Annotated in this window: 17 protein-coding genes, 1 tRNA gene and 3 riboswitches; of the genes, 12 read left to right on the top strand and 6 right to left on the bottom strand. The window is 71.2% G+C overall.

Annotation, left to right across the window (positions count from 1 at the left end; genetic code table 11):
• Window positions 1-21 precede the first annotated feature (21 nt).
• Window positions 22-206, top strand: a riboswitch (cobalamin riboswitch).
• Between the two features lie 90 nt (window positions 207-296).
• From H343_RS0101315 to H343_RS0101335, 5 genes are all read left to right on the top strand, one after another.
• The gene (locus tag H343_RS0101315; protein WP_028429669.1) at window positions 297-1,787 is read left to right on the top strand and encodes an ABC transporter substrate-binding protein; all 1,491 of its coding nucleotides are present in this window, start codon (window positions 297-299) and stop codon (window positions 1,785-1,787) included.
• 17 nt (window positions 1,788-1,804) lie between these two features.
• Complete coding sequence (locus H343_RS0101320; RefSeq protein WP_486586741.1) at window positions 1,805-2,737, top strand: ABC transporter permease; 933 nt, start codon at window positions 1,805-1,807, stop codon at window positions 2,735-2,737.
• Window positions 2,734-3,594, top strand: a complete 861-nt coding sequence (locus H343_RS0101325) for an ABC transporter permease subunit (RefSeq protein WP_078504907.1) — start codon at window positions 2,734-2,736, stop codon at window positions 3,592-3,594. The genes H343_RS0101320 and H343_RS0101325 overlap by 4 nt, the downstream gene beginning before the upstream one ends.
• On the top strand, window positions 3,591-5,216 hold the full coding sequence (locus H343_RS28210; RefSeq protein ID WP_051264438.1) for an ATP-binding cassette domain-containing protein: 1,626 nt from the start codon (window positions 3,591-3,593) through the stop codon (window positions 5,214-5,216). The genes H343_RS0101325 and H343_RS28210 overlap by 4 nt, the downstream gene beginning before the upstream one ends.
• 151 nt (window positions 5,217-5,367) lie before the next feature.
• Entirely contained in the window at window positions 5,368-6,069 is a 702-nt protein-coding gene (locus tag H343_RS0101335; protein ID WP_028429672.1) for a DUF2470 domain-containing protein, read from the top strand.
• 110 nt (window positions 6,070-6,179) lie between these two features.
• Here the strand turns inward: H343_RS0101335 and H343_RS28215 are convergent, their stop codons facing one another.
• Window positions 6,180-6,548, bottom strand: coding sequence for a hypothetical protein (locus H343_RS28215; protein ID WP_051264500.1), 369 nt, complete (start codon window positions 6,546-6,548; stop codon window positions 6,180-6,182).
• 114 nt (window positions 6,549-6,662) lie between these two features.
• Window positions 6,663-6,850, bottom strand: a riboswitch (cobalamin riboswitch).
• Between the two features lie 91 nt (window positions 6,851-6,941).
• Window positions 6,942-7,160, top strand: a riboswitch (cobalamin riboswitch).
• Between the two features lie 169 nt (window positions 7,161-7,329).
• Between H343_RS28215 and metE the strand changes: the two genes are divergently transcribed.
• The 4 genes from metE (at window position 7,330) to H343_RS0101365 (ending at window position 11,055) form a co-directional block, all read left to right on the top strand.
• The gene (metE, locus tag H343_RS0101345; RefSeq protein WP_028429673.1) at window positions 7,330-9,648 is read left to right on the top strand and encodes a 5-methyltetrahydropteroyltriglutamate--homocysteine S-methyltransferase; all 2,319 of its coding nucleotides are present in this window, start codon (window positions 7,330-7,332) and stop codon (window positions 9,646-9,648) included.
• A 166-nt stretch (window positions 9,649-9,814) separates the two neighbouring features.
• Window positions 9,815-9,997: a hypothetical protein gene (locus H343_RS0101350; RefSeq protein WP_158679492.1), complete on the top strand. Its 183-nt coding sequence runs from the start codon at window positions 9,815-9,817 to the stop codon at window positions 9,995-9,997.
• A 389-nt stretch (window positions 9,998-10,386) separates the two neighbouring features.
• A tRNA-Arg gene (locus H343_RS0101360) sits at window positions 10,387-10,462 on the top strand.
• Between the two features lie 80 nt (window positions 10,463-10,542).
• On the top strand, window positions 10,543-11,055 hold the full coding sequence (locus H343_RS0101365) for a hypothetical protein (RefSeq protein ID WP_028429675.1): 513 nt from the start codon (window positions 10,543-10,545) through the stop codon (window positions 11,053-11,055).
• Window positions 11,056-11,763: 708 nt separating this feature from the next.
• Here the strand turns inward: H343_RS0101365 and H343_RS0101370 are convergent.
• A complete protein-coding gene (locus H343_RS0101370) occupies window positions 11,764-12,738 on the bottom strand; it encodes an aldo/keto reductase (protein WP_028429676.1) in 975 nt (324 codons plus the stop codon).
• A gap of 309 nt (window positions 12,739-13,047) precedes the next feature.
• Between H343_RS0101370 and H343_RS35165 the strand changes: the two genes are divergently transcribed.
• Together H343_RS35165 and H343_RS0101380 are read left to right on the top strand one after the other, a co-directional pair.
• The gene (locus tag H343_RS35165; protein ID WP_158679493.1) at window positions 13,048-13,236 is read left to right on the top strand and encodes a hypothetical protein; all 189 of its coding nucleotides are present in this window, start codon (window positions 13,048-13,050) and stop codon (window positions 13,234-13,236) included.
• Window positions 13,237-13,250: 14 nt separating this feature from the next.
• Entirely contained in the window at window positions 13,251-14,336 is a 1,086-nt protein-coding gene (locus H343_RS0101380) for a substrate-binding domain-containing protein (RefSeq protein WP_028429677.1), read from the top strand.
• Between the two features lie 33 nt (window positions 14,337-14,369).
• On the opposite strand, the gene H343_RS0101385 is transcribed toward H343_RS0101380, so the two are convergent.
• Window positions 14,370-15,239 (bottom strand): alpha/beta fold hydrolase, encoded by an 870-nt coding sequence (locus H343_RS0101385; RefSeq protein ID WP_028429678.1) that lies wholly within the window; start codon window positions 15,237-15,239, stop codon window positions 14,370-14,372.
• Between the two features lie 488 nt (window positions 15,240-15,727).
• Here H343_RS0101385 and H343_RS0101390 point away from each other — a divergent pair, with 488 nt between their 5' ends.
• On the top strand, window positions 15,728-18,754 hold the full coding sequence (locus tag H343_RS0101390) for a BTAD domain-containing putative transcriptional regulator (protein ID WP_028429679.1): 3,027 nt from the start codon (window positions 15,728-15,730) through the stop codon (window positions 18,752-18,754).
• A 100-nt stretch (window positions 18,755-18,854) separates the two neighbouring features.
• Here H343_RS0101390 and H343_RS35430 read toward each other — a convergent pair whose 3' ends face one another.
• From H343_RS35430 to H343_RS0101405, 3 genes are all read right to left on the bottom strand, one after another.
• Entirely contained in the window at window positions 18,855-19,304 is a 450-nt protein-coding gene (locus tag H343_RS35430; RefSeq protein WP_051264440.1) for a hypothetical protein, read from the bottom strand.
• Window positions 19,305-19,557: 253 nt separating this feature from the next.
• Window positions 19,558-20,799, bottom strand: a complete 1,242-nt coding sequence (locus tag H343_RS0101400) for a hypothetical protein (RefSeq protein ID WP_486586742.1) — start codon at window positions 20,797-20,799, stop codon at window positions 19,558-19,560.
• Window positions 20,780-21,094, bottom strand: a complete 315-nt coding sequence (locus H343_RS0101405) for a tautomerase family protein (RefSeq protein ID WP_028429681.1) — start codon at window positions 21,092-21,094, stop codon at window positions 20,780-20,782. Before H343_RS0101405 ends, H343_RS0101400 begins: the two co-directional genes overlap by 20 nt.
• Window positions 21,095-21,452: the final 358 nt, after the last annotated feature.

The raw sequence follows: 21,452 nt of genomic DNA on the forward strand, positions 1-21,452 counted from the left end.
CCACCGGCCGGTGCGTACTTGTCCTGAGCCACAATGGCGGGGCAGGGCGACGGGGATCAGGAAGCCGGTGTGATTCCGGCACGGTCCCGCCACTGTGACCGGGGAGCGGACCCCAGCAAGGCCACGGCCTGTGGTTGCACGGGCTGGAAGGCAGGGGCGAGCGGTGATCCGGGAGTCAGGAGACTGACCCGTCGCCGTCCACCGACTGGGGCGAGGACACCCCGGGAAGGATCGCGATGCCGAGTCGTGCCGAGATACGCGCAGCCAGTGGCCCAGCACCGAGCAGGCGCACCGTGATGACAAGCGCCGGAGCAGTGGCGGCCGCGGGGCTGCTCACCGGCTGCCCGCCGGAGGACGGTGGGAAGTCCGGCCGCTTCCGTGCCGCGTTCACCGCCGGCGGCTCGCAGGAGACGCTCGATCCGCACGTCGCGCCGAACTTCGTCGATCAGGCGCGTGCGAAGGCGCTGTTCGACACGCTCGCCACGTACGACGACGACATGTCGGTGCGGGCACGCCTCGCGGAGTCGTGGGAGAGCGACTCATCGGGCCGGCGCTGGCACATACGCCTCCGCAAGGCCTCCTTCCACGACGGCGAACCGGTGACGGCGAAGGACGTGCTCTACAGCTACCGCCGCGCCGCGGACCCGGGAACCGGTTCACCGTCCCAACAGCTGCTGTCCGCCATCGACTTCGACGACAGCCGCGCCACCGGCACCCGCGAGGTGACACTGGTCCTGAAGCGTCCGGACTTCGAGTTCCCCACCGCGTTCGCCGGGCCCGGCACGGAGATCATCCCGGCGGGCACCACCAGCTTCCGCCGGCCTGTGGGTTCGGGACCCTTCCGCTATGCCGGGTTCAGGCCCGGAGGCATAGCGCACTTCGTGCGGTGGAAGGGGCACTGGGCCGGACCTCCCCGGATCAACGACCTGGAGATCGTCCCCGTCAACGAGGAGTCGGCGCGCGTGAACGCGCTGCTGTCCGGACAGGTGCAGTACGCGGCCGACATCTCCGGGGCTTTCATCGACCGCCTCGAACGGACCGACGGTGTGCGCGTGTTGACGTCCCGGCAGGCCACTGCTCAACAGGTGCTGCTGCGTACCGGCCGTGCCCCCTTCGACGACCCGAAGCTCGTGGAGGCACTGCTGCTGGGCGTCGACAGGGAGGCGCTGGTTCGGGTGGCGCTGGCGGGCCGGGGCACCGCAGGCAACGACCTGTTCGGCAAGGGCCTGCGGGGCTACCCGCCGGAACTGCCCCAGCGTGAGCGGGATGTGGAGCGCGCGAAGGGCCTGGTGCGCGAGGCCGGTGCCAAGGGGCTCTCCTTCACGCTGGAGACCAGCACGGTCGACGCCTCGTGGGATTCGGCCTCCACCCTCATCGCGCGACAACTGGAGGACATCGGCCTGCACGTCACGCCCCGCAAGCGTGCCTCCACGACCTACTTCAGCGAGATCAAGGAGAAGGGGGTCGCTGCCCTCAACACGACCTCCACGCTGCCCGTTTCGGACTTCCTCCAGCAGCGGATGCGCAGCGGCGCCGCCCGGAACCTCACCGGATTCGATTCCGGGCGTTTCGACGAGCTGATGGACCGTGCGCGCTCCACGCGGGACGAGAAGGAACGGCTGGGGCTCCTGCACCGGGCGCAGCGCATCGCGCATGACGACTCCGGCATGCTCGTGTGGGGGTTCTCGGACGCGCACGACGGAGTCTCCGCGTCGGTCAAGGGCTTGCGTTCGGCCGTCCCGAACTCCCATTTCTGGGCCCGTTTCGACGACGTCGAACTGGGCTGACGTTGCACCGGTATGCCGTGCGCAGGAGCGCGCTGGCTCTCGGGCAGTGCTTCTTCGCGCTCGTGGTGGTCTTCGCGCTGGATTCCCTGGTGCCCGGTGACACGGCCGACGTGCTCCAGGGGGATCACGGAAGCCCGCAGCAGGCGGCGGCGCTGCGGGAGCGGCTCGGCCTGGACGAGCCGGCGTGGCAGCGGTTCTGGCACTGGCTCGGCTCGCTGCTCGCGGGTGATCCGGGCCGTTCGCTGGTGACGGGCCTTCCGGTGGGGGACGAGATCGGACGGCGTCTTTCGGTCTCGGTCGTACTCGCCCTGCCGGCCCTCGCGCTGGTGACGGTCCTGGCGCCGCTGCTGGGCGTCATCTCGGGGCTGCGGGAGGGCACCCGTCTGGACCGGGCTCTCAACACGGCGACGCTGCTGCTGCATTCCGTACCGGAGTTCGTCCTGGCGATGCTGCTGATCGCCTCGCTGTCCGTGGCCGCGGGTCTGCTGCCCGCGACTGCCGCCGGCCTTGACGGGGTGGGCCTGCTGGCACAGCCGAGTGTGCTGGTACTGCCCGTGCTCGTGCTGACCGCCCGCCAACTGTGTGATCTGGCACGGCAGATACGCGTCGGCGTCGCCGAGCAGCGGGGCAGTCCCCCTGCCGAGCATCTGCGGCTGCTGGGGCTGCCGGAGCGGCGGGTCGTGCTGCGCCACGTGCTGCCCAACGCGCTGGCGGCCGCGAGCCAGCAGTTCGCCCGCTGTGTCGAGGGGCTTCTGGGCGGAGCGCTGATCGTCGAGTCCCTCTTCAGCGTCCAGGGCGTCGGCACGGGTTTCATCCAGGCCGTGCAGAATCGTGACACGCCTCAAGTGCAGTCCTACGCCCTGCTGTTCGCGGGCACCGTCGTCGTGGTCAATCTCGCCGGCGACCTCGTCTCCCAACGGCTGGCGCCTCGCAAGGAGGCGTTGGCATGACCCAACCGGAAGCCGCCTCCTCCCTGCGGAGAAACCGTCCCCGCATCCGCCAGGGACTCACGACGGCCGACCTCCTGGCCGGCGTGTTGCTCAGCCTGCCGTTGCTTTTGGCCCTGATCGGCCCGTTCATGGCGGGCTCCGGTGACCCGCCACCGGGTTCTGTCGCGCTGCCATCCCAACCTCCCGGCCCCGGGCACCCGTTGGGCACCGACGTGCTGGACCGCGACGTGCTCTCGCTGGTGCTCCACGGCGGTTCCTCGGTCATCGGCGGGACGCTGGCGGCCTTGTTGCTGAGTTACGTGATCGCGGTACCGCTCGGGCTGCTGGCCGCGGGGACGCGGCGCTGGCTGGACGAGACGGTCATGCGCGCCCTCGACCTGGCGCTGGCGCTGCCCGGCCTGATGATCCTTCTGACACTGGCGGCCACCGGACGCTCCAGCTGGGCCTGGCTGATCGCGGTCACGGCGGCGCTTCAGGTTCCCTCCGTCGCCAGGCTGGTGCGAGCCGCGGCGCTGGACCCCGGATGCCGCACCGTCGTCGAGGCACTGCGGATGCAAGGACGCGGCTGGGTGTACGTCCATCTGCGCCACCTCACCCGCGAGTTGACCGGGCCGCTCGCCACCGACGCAGGTGCCCGCTTCTCCGGTGTGCTCTATCTGATGGCGTCCGCGAACTTCCTCGGCCTGGGACTGCCTTCATCCTCACCCGACTGGTCTGTGCTCATCGAGCGCAACAGCGATGCCCTCTTCGCCCAGCCCGCTGCCGTGCTCGTACCCGCCGGACTCCTGATGTCGCTGTGCGTCGGCGGAAACCTCTGCGTCGACCGGGCACTGGCCCGCAGGAGGAGGGCCGGATGACGCAGCACGCACCGCTCCTTGAGGTCCGCCGTCTCTCCGCGCACGCCGCGACGGCGGCCCGTCCGCTGCTGCACGACGTCTCACTCACCGTCCCGGCGGGACGCGTGACCGCAGTCGTCGGCCCTTCCGGCAGCGGCAAGACCACTCTCGGGCTGGGCGCGCTCGGCGCCTCGCGGCCCGGGACACGGCTCCAGGGCGAAGTGCTTCTGGAGGGTGAGGACCTGCTGGCGCTCGACGAGCCGTGCCGCCGGGCACTGCGGTCCGGAAGCGCCGGACACCTCGCGCAGCACCCGGAGACCGTGCTCGACCCGCTGCGACGCGTCGGCCGCGCCCTCAGGGAGCTCGCTGCACTGCGCCGCAGTGCGCCCGGCACCCGTGCGGAATCGGTCCGGGCAGCGTTGGAGACGGCGGGTCTGCCGGGCGCGGAGATGCAACGGAGGCTCCCGCACCAGCTGTCGGGCGGTGAGCAGCAGCGGGTGGCGCTCGCCTCGGCCCTCGTCACCGGAGCGCGGACACTGGTGCTGGACGAGCCCACGAGCGGCCTCGACCCGGCCACGGCCTCCGCGCTCACGGCACGGCTCCGGACGCTTGTGAACGGCGGCGCCGGCATCCTGCTGCTCAGCCACGACCTGGCACTCGTACGTGAGTTGGCCACCCACGTGACGGTGCTGGAGCAGGGGCGTGCCGTGGAGGCAGGCCGGGTGCGTGAGGTTCTCGGTGCCGCGGAGCGCTCCGTACATCCGCTGACCCGCGGGCTCCTCTCGGCGGAGCGTGGCACCCGAACAGGCGACGTACCGCCGGCCAACCCGCCGGAATCCCTCACGAGCGAGGGCGTCACCGCCCATGACGTGGCCGTCCGACGGCGGGGAGGCCGGGATCTGCTGACCGGGCCGGTCACCATGTCCTTCCCGCCGGGCAGCACGACCGCCCTCATCGGGCCGTCCGGCTCCGGAAAGACGACCTTCGCACGGCTGCTGGCCGGGCTCACTCCTGCGACCGACGGCGAACTGGGACGGGACGGCAACGCCGTGCCCCGCCGCATCGAAGCGCGAAGTCCCCAGCAGCGCCGGGCCGTTCAGTACGTGCACCAGAGCAGCTCCGAGTCGTTCGAGGCCGGCCGGCCGCTCCTCGGACAACTCGCCGCGACGGGGCGGCTCCTGCGCTCGATGACTCCGGTGGCCGCCGAAGCAGAAACGCGAAGTACCGCGGATCTGCTGGGTTTGGAGGAGGAGTTGCTGGACCGGGTACCCGGCCGACTCTCCGGCGGTCAGCTGCAGCGCTGCGCGCTCGTGCGGGCCCTGCTGGCACGCCCGGCGCTCCTCGTGTGCGACGAGGCGACCTCGGCGCTGGATGTCATCTCGCGCGAGCGCGTGCTGGGTGCCCTGCCCGGCCTGCTGGCACCCGCCCGCACCGCCCTGCTGTTCATCAGCCACGACCTCGACTCCGTACACCGACTGACCCACAGGGTGGCGGTCTTCGAGGCCGGACGCTGCGTTCAGCAGGGCACGGTCGCGGATTTCTTCCACGCCCCGTCCTCCGGGGCTCCCGCAGACATGGTGCGTGCAGCCGGGGGACGCAGCTGCGCGGTACGCGGTCGATCGGGTCGGGCGGAAAGCAGCTGACAACCAGTCACAACGCACCTGGCCGGAACGGAGTTCGAGCACTCCGAAGACACCGGATCACGGCTCCACTCATTATTAGGTTAGCCTAACCTAATTAATTCAATCCCCGGGTGGCCGTACGCCTCTCCGACCGTGCAACTGGAGAACTTGGATGCGCCCCTTCCGCACCCGCGCCACAGAGCCCACGCCCGCCGAACACGTCCGGTCGATCTTGGCTTCGTCCCATTCGATGACGGTGATGAGCGACGGCTCCCATGCCGAGGTGCACCGCATCGACGACGCGGAGGCGACCGGCGGCATCCACCTTCACGCACCGCCGGAGAGTCCTGCCGCCAGGGGTGAGATGCGCATCCCCGCGAGGCTCGAACTCACCGATATCGCGCCCACACCGGTGCGGGACCGGCTGCGGGCCCGTGTCACCGTCACCGGACTGCTGGCAGCCGCGTTCGACAGCGAAGCCAGGAGCACATGCATGGAGTTCGGCCAGGCGGTGCTCGAAGACTCCCGCGCACGCTCGTACGTGACGCTCGACGCGCTCCAGGAGACAACCCCCGACCCCTTGGCCGCCCGCGAAGCCGCCACGCTGACGCACCTTCTGGACGGCCACGGCGAATCCGTTCCCCTGCTGCTGCGTCTCGTGCGACCGCGGCCCGAGCGGGGCATTCTGCGTGCTGTTCCTGTGGCCCTGGACCGCTACGGCCTGACGCTGCGCCTCGAATATCCGAACGCCCATCGCGACGCCCGGCTGCCGTTCACTGCTCCCGTGACCGACCCCGAGCAGGCCGACTCCCGGATTCAAGCCCTCCTGGACGCCGCCCGCCGCGCCTCCCACTCCGACCATCTGCTGGCCTGATCACCAACGGCCGGAGCCCGTCGCGTCCCGATCCACACGTGGCGTTGAAGACCCGCCCGGACGGACCGGAGCCTCGGTTCGCGGGTCTTCGAGCCGGTGACGAAAGTGGCTCATCGCCCCCGATCACGGGGCGGCGAAGCGCCGCGGCGGTTCCCGGCAAGCCCCCGGCGAGGCGGCGTGATGAGGTGCAGGCCGAGGATCTCCGGCCGCGGGGCGACGCCGGGGCCGCCCGCCCGCACCCAGGCGGAGACGTCCTCGGTCGCGTCCGGGCTGTTGACCAGCCCCAGCCAGACGGGTCGGGCGCCGGCAGCACGGCCCTCGGCGGAAGGCTGTACGACGATGACGTTGGCCTGGTCGCACACGTCCAGACAGTCGGAGACCCGGACAGGCGCCTCCTCACGCAGGCGAGCCGTCTGCGCCGTGTGATCCAGTCCGGTCACCTTGGGGCTGCCGCAGCAGCAGTCCCGGCACACGACGATCCGGCACGGAGCAGGGTTGAACGTCTGCGCTGCCTCCGCTTCGCCGGATGCCTCATCGACCGCTGCCTCGGGCACGTCGAACCGTCCCTCTCTCCGGGGAGATCCGCCCCGGTACGTCGAGGAGGCGACCGCGTGAGTCTCCTGGCTCTCGGGTCATTGCTCGTCCCCGCCTTCCCACCCGCCTGGGCAGTGGCCTGTCGGGGATCCGCTCACCGATCACAGTGGCGGGACCGCGCCGGATTCACACCGGCTTCCTCGGACCGCCGTCGCCATGTCAACGGTCATCATTCCATCCGGATGTGGTCCACTCCAGTGGGCCCGGGCGGCACCGCTGAGCACCCGGTCGTTCCGGGGCCCGCGAGGGGCGGTGTTCCGTCCTGGCTCTCTGCGCCATACTCTGAAACAGCAGCTGGTTCGTCCTGCCCGCCAGGCAGGCACGTCGTAAGAGGGAACCCGGTGGGAATCCGGGACTGCCCCGCAGCGGTGAGTGGGAACGACCGCCGTCATGAGCACTGGGCCCCCAGGGCCCGGGAAGCGACGGCCAGTAGGAATCCGCCTTCGAAAGCGGACGTGCCCGCAAGTCCGAAGACCTGCCCGTTGCCCGCGCGTGACCCATCACGTGCGGTTGTCCCAGTGGCCTCGAGGGCGGGTCGGCGACCACAACGTCAGACGGACAACTGCGTGCATGCGCAGGTGGACTGTTCAACCCTCCGTCTGGTGCGGCTTCCTTCGCGCTCTCCTGTCACAGGGACTCGTCCGAATCGTTCGCGAAGGAGAATTCGTGACAGCGAAGTCCGCAGCCGCGGCAGCACGGCCCACCGTGTACGGCTTCCCCCGTCAGGGCCAGAACCGGGAACTGAAGAAGGCCATCGAGGGCTACTGGAAGGGCCGCGTCACCGCGGACTCCCTCCGGGATACCGCAGCGGGCCTGCGCCGCTCCAACTGGCAGTTGCTGGCCGGCGCCGGCATCGACGAGGTCCCGACCGGGGACTTCTCCTACTACGACCACGTCCTGGACACCAGCGTCATGGTCGGCGCCGTCCCCGAGCGCCACCGCTCCGCCGTCACCGCGGACACCCTCGACGGGTACTTCGCCATGGCCCGCGGCACGCAGGAAGTGGCACCGCTGGAGATGACCAAGTGGTTCGACACCAACTACCACTACCTGGTCCCCGAGCTCGGCCCCGACACCGAATTCACCGCCGACAGCACCAAGCAGGTCGCCGAGTTCAAGGAAGCCCTCGCCCTCGGTCACACGCCGCGGCCCGTCCTGGTCGGCCCCGTCACGTACCTGCTGCTGTCCAAGCCCGCGCCGGGTGTCGCCGCCGACTTCGACCCCCTGACACTCCTTGACCGGCTGCTGCCCGTCTACGCGGAGGTCCTCGCGGATCTGCGTGCGGCCGGAGCGGGATGGGTGCAGCTGGACGAGCCGGCCCTCGTCCAGGACCGCACCGCCGCCGAACTGAACGCGGCGTCCCGCGCCTACCGTGACCTCGGCGCCCTTGCGGACCGTCCGAAGCTGCTGGTCGCCTCGTACTTCGACCGCCTGGGAGAGGCCCTGCCGGTCCTGGCCAAGGCACCGGTGGAGGGTCTGGCGATCGACTTCACCGAGGCCGCCGCCGCGAACCTCGACGATCTGGCCTCCGCCGGCGGACTGTCCGGCAAGCGCCTGGTCGCCGGCGTCGTCAACGGACGCAACATCTGGATCAACAACCTCGAGAAGTCGCTCTCCACCCTCGGCACCCTGCTCGGACTCGCCGACCGGGTCGATGTGGCCGCGTCCTGCTCGCTGCTGCACGTCCCGATCGACACGGGCGCCGAGCGGGACATCGACCCGCAGGTCCTGCGCTGGCTCGCCTTCGCACGGCAGAAGGCGAACGAGGTCGCCGTCCTCGCCAAGGGCCTCGCCGGCGGCACCGACTCCATCACAGCGGACCTGACCGCCAACCGGGCCGACCTGGCGTCCCGTGCGGGCTCGGCCATCACCCACGATCCCGCGGTGCGGGCCAGGGCAGGGGCGATCACCGACGCCGACGGACGCCGTTCCCAGCCCTACACCCAACGCGCGAAGGCCCAGCGGGACCACCTGAAGCTGCCGCTGCTGCCGACGACCACGATCGGATCGTTCCCGCAGACGTCCGAACTGCGCACCGCACGCGCCGACTTGCGGAAGGGCAGGATCGACACCGCGGGTTACGAGGACCGCATCAAGGAAGAGATCCAGCAGGTGCTCTCCTTCCAGGAGAACGCCGGGATCGACGTCCTGGTGCACGGCGAGCCCGAACGCAACGACATGGTGCAGTACTTCGCCGAGCAGCTCACCGGCTACCTCGCCACGCAGCAGGGATGGGTGCAGTCGTACGGCACCCGCTACGTGCGGCCTCCGATCCTGGCCGGTGACATCTCCCGTCCGGAGCCGATGACGGTGCCGTGGACGACGTACGCCCAGTCACTCACGCAGCGCCCCGTCAAGGGGATGCTCACCGGTCCCGTCACCATGCTGGCCTGGTCGTTCGTCCGCGACGACCAGCCGCTGGGTGACACCGCACGGCAGGTCGCCCTCGCTCTGCGCGACGAGGTCCAGGACCTCGAAGCGGCGGGGACGTCGGTCATCCAGGTCGACGAGCCCGCGCTGCGCGAGACCCTGCCGCTGCGCGCCGCGAACCGTCCGGCCTACCTGGAGTGGGCGACGGAGTCCTTCCGGCTCAGCACCAGCGGGGTGCGTCCGGCCACGCAGATCCACACGCACATGTGCTACGCCGAGTTCGGCGACATCATTCAGGCCATCGACGACATCGATGCCGACGTCATCAGCCTGGAGGCAGCCCGGTCGCACATGCAGGTGGCCCGCGAACTCGCAGCACACGGCTACCCCCGCGAAGCCGGTCCCGGCGTCTACGACATCCACTCGCCCCGCGTCCCCGGCGCGGAGGAGGCAGCAACACTGCTGCGCAAGGGACTTGAAGCCATTCCGGCCGAGCGGCTGTGGGTGAATCCGGACTGCGGGCTCAAGACCCGCGGGTGGCCGGAGACCCGGTCCTCCCTGGAGAGCCTCGTCGAAGCAGCACGGACAGTGAGGGCGGAGCTTCCGGGCTCCTGACGCGTGCACCCGGGCCGGGAGGGCGGAAGCCGCCGTCCTCCCGGCTCATCGTCTTCGACAGCAGCTCGTGCACCCCCGGTCCAAGGCTCCGGGGGTGCACGGCAGGGCAGGGGAAGGCCCGATGTGAAGGCCGGCGCCGCGACAGGTGGCTCTCGACGGTGAGCCGATGGTGGCTGTGACCCACCGCGAGCGAGTACGGGAATCTCGCGGCGATGCGCAGGCAACTCGACAGCCGGGGCGCCAGGGCGCCAGGTTGCGCAACAGCGGGGACCTGCTCGCCGGCATGGCCGGCCTCCTCGGCTCGCTGGACGCGGCCCTGCGGGAGCACGGGGAATCGTCCCCGCAGTGACTGACACGAACCGAAAAAAGACAGCGCCGGCCTGGGCCTCTACCGAGTCATCCGCGAAGTGCGGAAACCCTCGCAGTCCGGACCGGAGCCTGCCCGTGGCCGGCCGCGGGCCTCATGCCCGGGCAGAACGCCACCTCTGCTGCCGGCCACGCGGAGGACCCCACGTACTCGGACGGGGAGGAAGAGGATGGCTGAGCAACCCGAGAGCTCCCCCACGCCTGAGTCGAGGGCCCTGCCCGGCTGCTGACACAGGCTGCGCGTCATCGCGTGCATCATCACACCGAGCCATCAGCTAACCTGTCCAGGGTCGTCCCTTGTGGGCGGCACTGGCGCCTGTGTGGCCTGGTGCGTCCCCGGCTGGGGTTTCACCAAGGATTTCACCAGGCCGCGCCTCCGTAGCTCAGGGGATAGAGCACCGCTCTCCTAAAGCGGGTGTCGCAGGTTCGAATCCTGCCGGGGGCACCAGCGAAAAGGCCCCGGACCGATCAAGGTCCGGGGCCTTTGACATCCAAGTCCGACATCAACGGGGACGGGATGCGTCAGAGGTGACCAGGGACGAGGCACTGAAGCAGCTGAGAACGCTGGCACAGGCCCGAGCACTCGGACGGCACGTCGGTTCCGATCGCCTCATCCAGTCTGCCGTCGACGCGGTGCTTGCCGAAGTCGACGCTCCGTCGCTTCCGCTGCTGGCCGGCCTGGGGCGTCACGAGGAGCCCGAAGCACAAGAGCTGTTCGGCCACGTAGCAGAAGAGCTGGGCATCAGCTTCGAAGCCCCCGCATCTCCGACAGCCGCAAAGTGGGCTCTGGCGCACTGGCTGGCTACCCAGATCGTGGACGGCTCGCTCGACCCGGCGAAGGGCGCCGATCTGATCTGGGCCGAAGCGGCGACAGACCTCGGTTACCCCGACGAATTGCAGCCGATCGTCGAGTGCGCCATCCAGCTGGCTGACTGGGATGAACGTTGGGACATTCCGATAGAGCGGCTCAAGGAAGACGCTCTGTCTGCCGCTCGCGCACTGATTGCACGCCGAGGTCCAGACACTTCGACGCTCGAATGACGTAGCCCCGTAACCGACCACGGTCCGGGGCTGCGTCTCCTGACAACAGCGATCAGCCGGGCGATGCGGCGGCGTCCGCACCGGGTGCCCTGGTTGTTCAGGACGGAGCTGCGGACCAGGTAGTCCAGTCCCTTCTCCGCGACGATGCGGCCCGCGAAGCCGACGTGCAGTCCACCCGTCTCGCGGTAGACGGGCTCGCCGCCGCGCCGGTCCTGGCAGGGCGCGGGGATGGAGTGCACCGCGCGCTCGCTGCATCGTCGGCCACAGCCGGGAGTAGCGGGCCTGGTCGTCACTGTTGGCCACAACGGCTGCCGACCGGGACATCGCCGAACGGGCGGCGGCGTCCACGGCCTTGCCGGCCATGTTGCCGACCAGGCCGGGGTTCAGCCAAAGGTCGATGTGTATGGAGGTTGACCACGGAGGACGCACGACCGATGCGGCCTGCCAGGAACGGGAAGGCAGGGCTGACCGGTCCGCGGCTGATGTGAGTCAGGACGGGGGCGCGGAAGACCTCGACGCCGTTGCGGCCCCTGACGGCTGGTCACGTACGGGTACAGGTCGTGCGGCTGGTCGCCGTGTAACTCTTCGGCGCAGCTTCGCCGAGCCATGGCGGACCTCCTTGTCGGTGTCGGTGGCTGTGTCGGTCTCCGGTGTTCACGTGGCCGGGTTGAGGTCGTGGTGTTTACACGCCCGTCGCAGGGCGCACGGTCACCTGCCGAGGAGCTTGTCGATCTCGGCGAGCTGGGATTCGCCGAGGGGCCCGGCCCCGACGGCCGCGACGTTCTCGCGCACCTGCTCGGCCGTACGGAACCCGGGGATCGGGACGGTGATCCCGCTGCGCGCCCACACCCAGGCCAGGGCGCCCTGCGCGAGCGAACGCCCTTCGCTGGTGAGGATCTCGCGCACGCACGCGATCCGGTCCAGCCACTCGTCCATCGCGCCGTCCTTGAAGTAGTCCCAGTGCGGGGTCACCCGCCGCACGTCGCGTTCCTCCAGGTCGCCGGGAGAGCTGTACTTCCCCGTCAGCAGGCCCATGGCCAGGGGGCTGCGGCCCAGACTCGCCACGCCCGACGCCCGGCAGACCTCCAGGAGCCGGTCGTCCACCCCGAAGACGTTGCACTGGTGCTGCACGGTGGCGCAGTGCTCCCCCGCGGCGAACACCTCGACGATCGCGGGGTCGTCGATGCTCGTGCCGTAGGCGCGGATCACCCCCTCGGCGACCAGTTCCTCGAAGACCGCGACCACGTCCTCGGCCTGCTGCGGGGTGTCCGCCCCCGCGTGGAGCTGGTACACGTCCACGCGGTCGGTGCCCAGCCGCCGGAGGCTGGCGCGCACCGCCTCGCGCAGGTGCCGGGGAGTCGCGTCCGCGCCGCTCCCCGAGCGCGACTCCTCGTCGAAGAGCAGTCCGCCCTTGGTGGCGATCAGTACGTCGTCCCGCACGGAGGCGAGCGCCCTTCCGAGGACACGTTCGCTGTGTCCGCAGCCGTAGACGTCCGCGGTGTCGAACAGGGTCACGCCCGACTCGGCGGCGGTGCGTACGGCGCGTACGGACTCCTCGTCGTCCACCTCTCCCCAGCCCGCGGCGGCGCCGTCGAAGGTCCATGGGCCGCCGATCGCCCAGCAGCCCATGCCCAGGGGCAGCAGCTCACTGTCGAGACGGCCGAGCTCGCGCGTCCACGTCATCGGGAACATTCCTCTCTCCGCTGCCGCAGCAGGTGTACTCCACTTAATCGATCTACTAAATTGATATAGTAAATCTCGCCGGAGCGTCAAGAGGCGATGCACGAAGGGAACTTGCCGCTCCTGGTCACCCCTCGCCACCCTCCTCCGTGACCAGTTGAAAAGCTGCGGGGACAAGCCCAACTCTCCGCGCCCCGGCGGCGATCGGCGCACACGGACGGTTGACAGGGCCACCTCGCGGGCGTAGAAGTATATTGATCTAGTGAATCGATTTATACGACTCGACTGAAAGGGATGGCTGTGTTCGAATGCATGGCTGGTTCTTTCGCACGGAGCGCCGTGGAGGGTGTCGCGAACTCGGCACTGCCGCACGCCCCGACGCAGGAGGACCCACCTCCCAGCAGCCCCGCGCCGGTCGCCCGCAGGGAGTCAGGGACCATGCGGTTCCGGCTCTCCTGCGCCCTGCGCTCGCTGGCCGACCGGCTCGCTCCCACCTCGTAGTAAGCACTCAGGACATGCGCACAAGAGGAGCCGGTGGCGGCTCACGAGTAACACTTCAGACGGTCGCGGACATGATCGGGGTCTCCCGCGCCACGGTTTCCAACGCCTACAACCGGCCCGACAGACTCAGCCCCGAGCTGCGCGAGCAGATCCTCGACGCGGCGCGCCGAATCGGCTACCCGGGCCCCGACCCGGCGGCACGGCGGCTCCGGCTGGGCCGGTCGGGCGTGGTCGGCCTGCTGTTCACCGAGCCGCTGTCCTACGCGTTCTCGGACCCGGCCGCGGTGCTCTTCCTCAGCGCCGTCGCCCGCGAGTGCGAGACAGCGAACGCGGGCCTGCTGCTGGTGCCGTCACCGCCGAACGCCGACATCGCCCGTACGCTGCGGCAGGCGGTGGTCGACTCGATGTGCATCTACTCGATGCCGGAGGACCACGAGGCGGTGAACGCCGTGCTGGAACGGCAGTTGCCGACCGTCTTCGTGGACCAGCCGCGCATCCGCGGCACCGCGTTCGTGGGCGTCGACGACCGGCACGGCGGGCGTCTCATCGGTGAGCACATCACCGCGCTCGGACACCACCACGTCGGCATCCTGACCCCGCGGCTCCTCCCGGACGACTACGTGGGCCCGGTCAGCGAAGACCGGCTCGCGGCCAGCACGTTCCGCATCTTCAAGGAGCGCTTCAGCGGTATCCGCGACGCGCTGCACCAAAGCCACCTCCCCGACGTCTCGGTCACCACACAGGAACGCGGCAACACCCCGGAGGAAGGGGAGGCCGGCGCACAAGTGCTGCTGGACAGCGAGCCCCGGCCCACCGCCCTCCTCGGCCTCACCGACCAACTGGCGCTCGGCGCACTGCGTGCCGCCCGGGCACGGGGGCTTTCCGTGCCCGGCGATCTGACGGTGACCGGCTTCGACGACATCCCGGAGGCGGCGGTCTCGGACCCGCCGCTCACGACTGTTCAGCAGCCGCTGGTGGAGAAGGGCACGGCAGCCGGGCGGCAACTGCTCGCCCTCGTGCAAGGAGGGCCCGCCAAGGAGGAGATGCTCAGCATCCGGCTGATCACCAGGGAGTCGAGCGGACCCGTGCGGAAGGGCTGAACCGACCCGCGTGCGGAGGAGAGGGAACGGCCGTCAGCCGGTGTCGCCGAGGACCTCGCGCAGCCTGCGTGCGAAGGCCTCGGGCTGCCCGGCGTAGCCGTACTCGCCGCCGAGGAAGCCGCCGTGGTGGCTCGGGAAGACCGTCGCCCGGCGGCCGAGCAGCTTCGCCGTCGCCTCGGCGGTGCGGCCGGTGAAGGTACCCAGGGACTCCTCTCCCACCGCGATCACGATGCGCGTCGGAGCCGCGGCGAGCGCCTCGGCGTCGGGGCGGTAGTCACTGACCGCCCAGGACCGGTCGGAGAGCAGCGGGTCGTCACGGGAGCCGTCGTCCTCGGTCGGCAGCCCGAACGCGGCGGGGTCGGGGGCCGGTTGGGCGAAGTAGTCGTCGGTGAATTCGCCCTGCCACGAGGTCATCACGATGAAGGCCGCCATGCCCGCGCCCGGTCCCTTCTCCTCGTACGCGTCCCGGACGGCGGCCCGTGCGCGCTCGGCGGCCCGGGCGTCGGGGAGGGGCGGGATGAGCGGCGGTTCGTGCGCGACGAGGGTGGCCACATCATCGGGGTGGGCGGCCACGAGGGCGAGCGCGGTCACCGCGCCGCCGCTGCTCGCGAACATCTCGACCGGGCCCGCGCCGAGCGCCTCGAGGACGGCGTGCACGTCGACGGCCTGGCTTCGGGGCGCGTGGTCGGTCCGGCCGTCCTTGCGTGTGCTGCGGCCGAGGCCGCGCGGGTCGTAGGTGACCACGGTGCGGTCGGGGAACTGTGAGACAAGCGCGGCGAAGCCGCCGGCGTCCATCGGCTGGCCGATCATGACCAGCGGTGGGGACCCGTCGGCCGTCGGCAGCGGACCGTGGACGTCGTAGGCGAGGTCGGCGCCGGGAGTGTCGAGCATCTGTGCAGTCATGAGGTTCCGACCCGTGTCGCGCCGGGAACTCATCGGCGCAGGCCGGGAAGGGAGGGGGAAGAAGGGGAAGGCGGGACGTCCGGCGTCCGTCCCCCGGATCGGCGAGGCCACGGATTCCGGATGCGCGAGGGGGACGGGCCCTGTGGTGGCCGCACCGTACCGTCCGCGGGACGGTCCGCTGCCTCCCTGCCGTCGCCCGTTCAGGGCCCCGCCGGCGTGCGTACGGCCGGACGGTCACCGTCGTTGCCCGACTCCCCCCAGGCTGGGCTGCGTTGCTCCCCGTGCCCGCATTGTCACGGGGGCCAGCGGCATGCAATACGGGGTGCGCGGTGGACTCGGCGCGACGACGCGGATCAGACTTGACCGATCACTTGGAAGGAACTGATTCCGCACGACTGAACGGGGCAGTGCTCACTCGGAGTTCGTAAGTCGAGGTCTGTGTGGGAGAGCTCGGCGACTGCCCGAGTGACCACGGAGGGACGTGTTCCATGGGGGACGACAGGCAAGTGCGCTTCCGGATACTCGGCTCGTTCGAGTGCTGGGACGGTCCGGAAAGGGTGCGGATCGGCGGCCCGGTGCATGAACGCGTACTCGTCACCCTCCTCCTCGACCCCGGACACGTACTGCCGGTGCCGCGGCTGGTCGAGGCCGTCTGGGGCCCCGACTCCCCCGCCACAGCCGCCCATCAGGTACGCAAGGCCGTCGCTGAGCTGCGTCAGCGCATCCCCGGCGGCCGGGCGCTGATCGTGACCGAGGGGCCCGGCTACCGCGCGGTCGTTGAGGCCGGGCAGCTGGATCTGAGCCAGTTCACCGACGGACTCGCACGGGCCCGCACGACCATGGCCGCCGGCAGGCCCGCCGAGGCGCGGGAGGCGTTGAGCACGGCGTTGGCGCTGTGGCGCGGCCCTGTGCTCTCCGGTGGTGGCGGCCCGGTGATCGTCGCCGCGTCCGAAGCGGTCGGGGAGAGGCGTCTGGCTGCTTCGGAGCAGCTTTTCGAGTTGCGCCTTGCCGCCGGGGAGAGCGCCGAACTCATCGGGGACCTGCGGGAGTTGATCAGCGCCTATCCGCTGCGGGAGACGTTCCGCGGGCAGCTCATGCTGGCGCTGTACCGCTCGGGGAGGCAGGCGGACGCGCTGCAGGAGTTCGCCGACGTGCGCGAGCTGCTCGTCGAGGAGCTGGGCATCGCCCCAGGTGAACAGCTCCAGGACCTGCACCAGCGCATCCTGCGCACCAGTCCCGAACTCGCCGCGCCGGCCCCGTCCGAGGAACCGCCCGGCCAGCCGCCGCTGCTGGAGGAACCGCGCTCCACCCTGCCGTACGACCTTCGCGATTTCACGGGCCGTGAGGAGGAGCTGGGGCGGCTTCTCGGCTTCGTCGAGGAGGCGCGGGGGGCGGGTCCGCTGATCGTCGCCATCGACGGCATGGGGGGCAGCGGCAAGACGTCCCTCGCGGTGCGGGCGGCCCACCAGCTCGCCGAGCAGTACGGCGACGCACAGCTCTACCTCGACTTACGTGGATACACGCCCGGCGAGCATCCGCTGTCGTCCTTCGCCGCCACCGAGGCGCTGCTGCGCATGCTGGGTTCGCCGGCGGAGCGTATACCGGAGGAGGCGGACGCGCGCGTGGCCATGTGGCGCGCGACCATGGCCCGGCAGCGGATGGTGCTGCTGCTCGACAACGCGGTGGACGAGGCTCAGGTCAGGCCCCTGCTCTCCTCCTCGACGGACGCGCTGGTGCTGATCACCAGCCGTTCCCTGCTCGTGGGCCTCGACGCGGCCCACAGCGTCTCCCTCGGCACCATGCCTCCCGAGGACAGCGCCGCCCTCGTCGTCGGGGTCCTCGGTGCCGAACGCGCGGAGGCCGAACCGGAAGCGGTGGCCGAACTGGCGGAGCTGTGCGGCCACTTGCCCCTCGCGTTGCGTATCGCGGCGGCGCGGCTGCGCAAACGCCCCCGCTGGACGGTGCGTTACCTCGTCGACAGGCTCCGCGACAACACCCACCGGCTGGCCGAACTGAACGCCGGGGAACGCAGCGTGGAGGTGACGCTCCGGCTCTCCTACGAGGGCCTGGAAGCAGGACACCGGCGGGGGTTCCGCATGCTGAGCCAGTACCCGGGCAGCGAACTGGACGTGTACGCGGCCGCGGCGGTGCTGAACACGCCGGTCCGCGAGGCGGAGGACATTCTCGAGTACCTGCTCGACATGCATCTGATGCAGCAGCACGAGACGGGCCGCTACGCCTTCCACGACCTCGTACGCAGCTTCGCCCATGGACTCACCGGCTCCGTGCCGGACGAGGGGGACGGGGACGAGGAGGCCGACGGCACCGTGTGCCGTCTCCTCGACTTCTTCCAGGCCGCCACCGAGGCCGCCTGCGATCTGCTCTTCCCCGGACGGGTACGGACCGAGAGCCCCGCGTCCGCCCTCACCCCCGAGCTGCCCCCCCTCGGCACACCCGCCGAGGCACACGACTGGCTGGACCGGGAGCAGGACGGGCTGCTCGCCGCGGTCGCGCTCGCCTACCGCCGGGGCATGGACAGGCACGTGGCCTCGCTCGCCGCCAACGTGGTCTTCCAGCTCGACAAACGGGGACGTCTGGAGGAGTTCCAGGAGCTGTGCGGTACGGCTGTGGCCGCCTCGCGCAGGCTCGGCGACCGGGCCCTGCTGCGTCTGAGTCTGTCCAACCTGGCGGTCGCCCACTGGAAGCTGGGGCGTCTGAAGGAGGGCATCGAGGCGGCCGAGGAGGCTTTGGAACTGGCGGTCCACCTCGGTGACCAGCGCGGCAAGGCCAAGGACACCGGGGTTCTGGGGCTGCTGCTCACGGCGCTGGGCCGGTTCGACGAGGCGCTGTCGTGCCTGGAGCAGTCGATCGCGCTGAAGCGGGAGTTGGGCGCGGTACGTGCCGAGGCTGAGTCGCTGACCAATCTCAGCGGCCTGTACGCGCAGCGGGGTCGATTCGAGGAGGCCACGCGGGCTGCCGAGCGCGCGGTGGAGCTCGACCGGAGCATCGGGGCCGCGGACAAGGAGGTCGAGGCGCTGACTGATCTGGCCCTTGCCAAGCTGGGTCTGGGCGAGGTCCGGGAGGCGGCACAAGTGCTGGAGCAGGCCCGGGAGTTGGCCTCGGGAGCGGTCTCGCCCGCCGAGGTCTCGCTGCTGCTGGCGCTCTCCGCCGAGGCGAGTGACCGGCTCGGGGAGCCCGAGGGGGCCCTGGAGCGGGCGGAGGCGGCGCTGAAGCACGCGGCGCTGAGCCGGGCTCCGATCCGGGAGGCTGCCGTCGGCAACATCGTCGGACGGCTGCACCGCCGACGGGGCGAGTACGCACGGGCGTTGGAGCTGCACGGGCAGGCGCACCGGTCCGCCGCGGAGGCCGGCTACCGGGTGGAGGAGGCCCACGCGCTGGACGGCCTCGCGTCGGCGCTGGAGGGCATGGACGACCACGAGCAGGCGCGGGAGTACCGGACGAGGGCCGACGAGGCCTTCGCCGCCATGGAGGTTCCGCAGGCATGCCGTTGGTGACGGGCGCTGCCCGGGGCCACGGCGTGCGAGTGCCCCGCAACGGATGATCCGTTACGGGGCACTCTGCGCGGGTCGGAGGGCGGTGCGGTGGTGGACACGGTCACGCGGTGAGCACGCCGGGGTGCCGGCCGCCATTCGCCGTGGCTCCGGTGTCCTCGCCCGACGGGGCCACGTTGGGGCCCTCGCCCTCCAGCGCTCCCGCGAACGGGCCGGCCACGTTGGGGCCCTCGCCCTCCAGCGCTCCCGCGAACGGGCCGGCCACGTTGGGGCCCTCGCCCTCCAGCGCTCCCGCGAACGGGCTGGGGACGTTGGGGCCTTCGCCCGAGGCCGCTCTGTTCGGGCCCTCGCCCGCGACGATGACGTTGGGACCTTCGCCGGACGGCAGGCTCACCGGGCCGTTCGGGCCCTCGCCCGCCGGCGACGTCCGAGGGACGGAGGAGGCCCCCGTGACCGGCGCCGGGACGGACTGTGGGGCCGCGGACTGGACACCGATGCCGAAGGTGAGGACGCCCGCTGTCAGAAGCCCGGCTGCTGCCGCCTTGATTCCCATGTTTCCTGCCTTGTCTGTAGTGGCCGTTGCCGACATCACGAATATCGCGGGAGCCGGTCCCCGGACGTTCCGCATCCGCTACCCGCCGCTCCCGCCGGACGGGAACCAGCCGGGAAGCGGCGGGACGGGCACACGGCGTTGCGTACGGAAGCCGGGGGCCGGAGCTCGCCGGGGCCCGAGAACCAGGGCCTGAGAACCAGGGCCCGAGAACGGGGGCCCGCCGGGCCCGCCGGGTCGACCGGGTCGACCGGGGTCAGCTCGCCGCCTTGCTGACCTCGGCCCGGAAGAGCCGGCGAGCCGTGGCCGCACGTCGCGCGGCCTCCTCGGCGGAGCCGGCGGTGAGCAGCACATACCCCTGCCAGTCCGCCTCGCCGCCTCCGCCTCCCCCCGGCACCCGGTCCCCGGCCGCGTACGGGAAGGAGACCTCGTGCACACCGGGCAGGCCGGCGATCTCCGCCAGGCCCGACACCGACGTCAGCCTGCCGGCCCGGAGCCGCAACGGAGCGGCCGTCGCCCAGCGCCGGGGCTCGGGGGCGCCCACGGGCGACCCGGACAGCGCGCGGAAGAGTTCCCTCTCCCGGGGGACGTCCGTGGCCAGCTCGACGAGCCTCCCCGCCGCTCCCTCCGCATGTCTCGCCTGGGAGCGGACGATGCGGGGCCCGTCCGCGGTCAGGACGACCACCGTGTACCCGAACCCGAACTCGTAGCCCGCGAGGTCGAGCAGTCCGGTGGCGGCGGCACGTGTCTCGGCCTCCTCCCGCTCCCCGAGGACCGCGGGGAAGAGGTGGTCGCTCGCCGCCGGGCCGGCGTGGTGCAGGGCGGTGATGCCCAGCACCCGGTGCATGCCGTCCACGGTCAGCGTCTCCACCCCGAACCGGGGGCCGTCCAGGGGTTCTTCGACCAGATACGGACCCGATGTGCCGTCCCGCCACATCGGTGCGGGCGTGCTCTCGCCGGCCGCCACGCACCCCCCGTCCGCCGTCTCGCGGAGCTGCCTGATCGTGGCCCGGGTGCCGACCTGCTGTACCGCGGCGCTGAGTTCCCCCGCGGTACGGGCGTGGGCGAAGGTGACGTGCGAGTGCCCGTTCCCGTTGAGCAGGCGGCGCATCCCGAGCGGGTCGCTGAGCAACTGCGCCGAGTCGGCCCGGTTCGGGGAGAGTCCCAGATGCTCGGCCGTCTCCAGGAGCACGGGCAGAGCGCTCGCCTCTCCGAACGCGAGCAGCCGGGAGATGCGATGCCGGCGTGCGGTGTCGGTGACCAGACGGCGCAGCTCCGGGGAGTTGCCGAAGTCGGCCCGCAGAAGCTCGGCTTCGCGGCCGGCGGCCTCCCGGAGCCCCTGCTGGTCAGGGGTCCGGGAGTCGGCCACCGCCCATGCCGAGAATCCTGCCGCCACGGCCTCGCGCAGAAGCCGTGGCGACGGGGCGACGAGCAGCACGTTCCGGGAGTCACGCCGGCCGGGGATCTCCTCGGGACAACTAGACGCGGCTGACGTCACGACCGTGCTCCGACGTGCTCCCCGTGGGCGCGGCGGGGGCGGCGGAGGCGGCTGCGGACGTGCGGCCCTCCGAAGAGCCTGCGGGCGGCTCACCGCCGGCCTGCGCGGGAACGAGGGTGTCGGCGAGCGCGCCGCCCTTCCCCCAGTGCCCGGGCTCCACGTCGCGGATGACGACGGTGACGGCGTCCTCGGGGCAGCCCGCGATCCGCGAGAGGGTCGAGGTCACCTCCGAGACGAGTTCGGCCCGCTGGGCGCGGTCGTTCCCTTTCCACCAGTCCACGGTGACAACAGGCATGGCGTTTCCTTTCGCTGGATCGCCCGGGGCGGATCTGCGCCGCGCGGGCGGGGTCGGTTGCGGCGGCGGGCCCCTCGTTGCCGGGGGATTCCTCCGCTGCGCCGATCGTGCGGTGCCGCGTTCCCTTCCTCGTCCCGCGCCGTTCCCGTCCGCCCGCCGGCGTGGCCGTCCGCCCGGGACCGGGCCGTGGGGAACCGGCCGGGAAGCGATCGGGAACCCGCACCGGCACGGTTGTCCTGTCACGGTCCGGCGCCCGAGGTGCCGGCGCGTTGGAGCAGCCGACCTTGCTGGAGCGTTCTGATGAGAAGCACGACGCTGGAGAAGCGGGCACCCTCCTCCTTGTGCGCACGGGGTTCCG

It is taken from the genome of Streptomyces sp. TAA204, assembly GCF_000424965.1.

What these genes read in the sequence shown, in the direction of transcription:
- H343_RS0101350 (WP_158679492.1), top strand. Translation starts at nt 9,815, where the DNA reads ATGGTGGCTGTGACCCACCGCGAGCGAGTACGGGAATCTCGCGGCGAT.
- H343_RS35430 (WP_051264440.1), bottom strand. Translation starts at nt 19,304, where the DNA reads ATGGGAATCAAGGCGGCAGCAGCCGGGCTTCTGACAGCGGGCGTCCTC.
- H343_RS0101315 (WP_028429669.1), top strand. Translation starts at nt 297, where the DNA reads ATGACAAGCGCCGGAGCAGTGGCGGCCGCGGGGCTGCTCACCGGCTGC.
- H343_RS35165 (WP_158679493.1), top strand. Translation starts at nt 13,048, where the DNA reads ATGGCTGGTTCTTTCGCACGGAGCGCCGTGGAGGGTGTCGCGAACTCG.
- H343_RS28210 (WP_051264438.1), top strand. Translation starts at nt 3,591, where the DNA reads ATGACGCAGCACGCACCGCTCCTTGAGGTCCGCCGTCTCTCCGCGCAC.
- H343_RS0101370 (WP_028429676.1), bottom strand. Translation starts at nt 12,738, where the DNA reads ATGACGTGGACGCGCGAGCTCGGCCGTCTCGACAGTGAGCTGCTGCCC.
- H343_RS0101335 (WP_028429672.1), top strand. Translation starts at nt 5,368, where the DNA reads ATGCGCCCCTTCCGCACCCGCGCCACAGAGCCCACGCCCGCCGAACAC.
- H343_RS0101380 (WP_028429677.1), top strand. Translation starts at nt 13,251, where the DNA reads ATGCGCACAAGAGGAGCCGGTGGCGGCTCACGAGTAACACTTCAGACG.
- H343_RS0101390 (WP_028429679.1), top strand. Translation starts at nt 15,728, where the DNA reads ATGGGGGACGACAGGCAAGTGCGCTTCCGGATACTCGGCTCGTTCGAG.
- H343_RS0101325 (WP_078504907.1), top strand. Translation starts at nt 2,734, where the DNA reads ATGACCCAACCGGAAGCCGCCTCCTCCCTGCGGAGAAACCGTCCCCGC.
- H343_RS0101405 (WP_028429681.1), bottom strand. Translation starts at nt 21,094, where the DNA reads ATGCCTGTTGTCACCGTGGACTGGTGGAAAGGGAACGACCGCGCCCAG.
- H343_RS0101385 (WP_028429678.1), bottom strand. Translation starts at nt 15,239, where the DNA reads ATGACTGCACAGATGCTCGACACTCCCGGCGCCGACCTCGCCTACGAC.